The 2,701-nt window shown below is 43.1% G+C and carries 4 protein-coding genes; all 4 read right to left on the reverse strand.

Translation table 11 applies throughout. The features are described from left to right. Window positions 1–97: 97 nt before the first annotated feature. Complete coding sequence (locus tag ACEW8S_RS14700) at window positions 98–538, reverse strand: hypothetical protein (protein WP_373518885.1); 441 nt, start codon at window positions 536–538, stop codon at window positions 98–100. Beyond that, entirely contained in the window at window positions 531–1,043 is a 513-nt protein-coding gene (locus tag ACEW8S_RS14705; RefSeq protein ID WP_373518886.1) for a hypothetical protein, read from the reverse strand. The genes ACEW8S_RS14700 and ACEW8S_RS14705 overlap by 8 nt, the downstream gene beginning before the upstream one ends. A gap of 153 nt (window positions 1,044–1,196) precedes the next feature. Beyond that, a complete protein-coding gene (locus ACEW8S_RS14710) occupies window positions 1,197–1,742 on the reverse strand; it encodes an RNA polymerase sigma factor (RefSeq protein WP_373518887.1) in 546 nt (181 codons plus the stop codon). 119 nt (window positions 1,743–1,861) lie between these two features. After that, window positions 1,862–2,701 (reverse strand): ABC transporter ATP-binding protein (locus tag ACEW8S_RS14715; RefSeq protein WP_373518888.1); only part of this gene is annotated, 840 nt, incomplete at its 5' end.

The raw sequence follows: 2,701 nt of genomic DNA on the forward strand, positions 1-2,701 counted from the left end.
TATGCCGCGGGTAGGAACAGGATTGCCAAGTTGGTGTTCAGATGAAACGGGTCGACCTGCACGATTTTCCGCCAACGGCAGGCAGATGGGGTATAGCTCACCCCTTATTATGCCGGTACTGCTTCAACAGCTGTTTTTTGAACTCATACTCCGAACGCAGTAATAGAAGCGTCTTTTTTGCCGGAATGACCTTTCCAATACTCTCTAAAAAATTTTTATCAAGCTCTTCTTCTTCTTCCTCGAACCTTAGGTAGTGTTTGATAAGCTCGGCGGCCTCTTTTTCCGATAGATTTTCCGAATTGCGTATTTTCTCGCGTATCTGCGTATGTTCCCTTTCCCGCATAGCCTCACGTTTTTCTTCATACTCGTTGTACACGGGCCAAAACGCTTGGGCTTCCTTAGAACTTAAAGCCAAACGTTCCGTAATAAAGGCTATTTTGAGGGATTTTATTTTGTCCTTATCGGGTTTGTGCTGTGCGTAAAATTGCGATGAGGTCAGTAGCAATGTCCATACGAACAGTAGTTTTATATTATTCATCGTATTCAAGGTTTAGTTCTTCGAATTCGTCGGTATGGCTGTCAAGGTAGTTGAAGATAACATCCTCATTAAATGTATTTGACATCAGATCACTGATTTCCAATTCATCTACAGGTACTACTTCAGCGATTTCATACGGACTGAAATCCAAAGAGTTTATCTCAAAATAGGTATCTATTTCGGAATTGGCAATGTCTTCAAAAGTTATTTCTTGGGATGTATTTGAGTTTAACATAAAAACTACTAGGGCAACCGCAGCGATGGATGCCGCAGCGAAGTACAATTTTTTGTAAGGATGTAAGGGGATGACCTTGGTTTCCTCCGCTTCCAGTCTTTGTCGGATGTGTTCGTGTACACCTTCAAAATAGGCATCCGGAACGATAAATCCTTCATTTTCGGGAATATAGGTATCTTTCTCCGGAAGCCTTTTCAAAAGGGCGTTGGAAAAATCCTCGAAATACCCTTCGGGAGTTTTAAACGGATTTTTTTGATTCAGTTCCTTCATTGTTTTACTTTGACTGTCAAATGCTTAAAAGGTTTAATATTTAATCCAATGGGTAGCATTTTTATAAGTTTCGACCGATTGTGTGGTACCTTTGATTTTTTTTCGAGATATCACTTCCTATAATCTAATCATCTGCTGTAAGGTCTTAAAATATTAGCCCCCTTCTTTCAGATACGCCTCTATTTTTTTTACCGCCAAATGGTATGAGGCTTTCAGTCCGCCTACAGAGGTTTCCAGAATTTCCGAAATTTCGGTATACTTCAGTTCCTCGAAATACTTCATGTTAAAAACGAGCTTCTGTTTTTCCGGAAGGGTGGCGATCGCTTTTTGCAATTTCAACTGAATGGCGTCACCCTCAAAATAGACATCCGCCTTTAGGTTGCCAAGCATCCTATCCTGTAATTCCCCAGTACCTATGTCGAGTTTTCTGGCGTTGCTTTTCAAAAGGGACAAGGCCTCGTTCGTTGCGATACGGTACATCCACGAATACAGCTTGCTTTCGCCCTTAAAGCCCTCGATATTCCGGTACACCTTGATAAACGTATTCTGCAGAACATCATCGGCGTCGTCGTGGTTCAGCACGATTCTTCGAATGTGCCAATACAACCTCTGTTTGTAGGTGTCGACGAGCACCTTGAAAGCCTGCGAACGGGTTTCCGGATGCTGTAGATCCTGCACTAAAGTTTCTTCGGCGATCAATATTCGGAGGTGTTTTCTGTGATTAGACGCTAAAATTAGGAAAAGGTTTAAGACATCAAATTAGGAAACAACTAAAGTTTTAAAAATTTTAACCTGTGACCTGAAATCTGTAACCCTGCTCAACCTAATGACTGCATTTCCACCAACTTCTTATACACTCCGTTTTGCGCAAGTAGTTCGATGTGAGAGCCCTGCTCAACAACTTCCCCCCTTTGTAGCACAACAATCTTGTTGGCGTTTTGAATGGTGGAAAGTCGGTGCGCAATGACGATGGAGGTGCGGTTTCGCATCATTTTCTCCAGCGCGTCCTGCACCAAACGTTCGCTTTCCGTATCAAGGGCCGAGGTGGCCTCGTCCAAGATCATGATCGGTGGATTTTTAAGGACGGCCCGGGCAATCGACAAACGTTGTTTTTGTCCGCCACTCAATTTGTTGCCGCTATCGCCGATATTAGTATCGTAACCTTTGGGAAGGCCCTCTATAAATTCGTGCGCGTTCGCAATTTTGGCCGCTTCTATAATTTCCTCCCGACTCGCGGTTTCTTTGCCCAGGGAAATGTTTTTGGCCACGCTGTCATTGAACAGAATGGAATCTTGGGTAACCAGTCCCATCAGCTGCCGCAATGATTTTTTAGTGATATCCTTTATATCGGTACCATCGATTTTAATTTTTCCCTGATTGACGTCGTAAAAACGGGTTACCAGATTGGCAATGGTACTCTTGCCGCTTCCAGATTGGCCAACCAAGGCAATAGTCTGCCCTTTTTGAACAATGAGATCGAAGTTTTTCAATACATAATCATCCTCATATTTGAAAGAGATATTTTCGAGCGTGATCCCTTTTTCGAAACTGGTTTTTTCGGTGGCATTGGGCTTGTCGGATATGGGATTTTCCGTTTCCAGAATTTCCAGTATCCTTTCCGCGGCGGCGTTTCCTTTCTTGACCCCGTAAGAGGCTTT

This window comes from Pricia sp. (assembly GCF_041745955.1).
Classification (GTDB): domain Bacteria; phylum Bacteroidota; class Bacteroidia; order Flavobacteriales; family Flavobacteriaceae; genus Pricia.

Coding starts and splice junctions, on each gene's coding strand:
- ACEW8S_RS14705 (WP_373518886.1), bottom strand. CDS start 1,043: ATGAAGGAACTGAATCAAAAAAATCCGTTTAAAACTCCCGAAGGGTAT.
- ACEW8S_RS14700 (WP_373518885.1), bottom strand. CDS start 538: ATGAATAATATAAAACTACTGTTCGTATGGACATTGCTACTGACCTCA.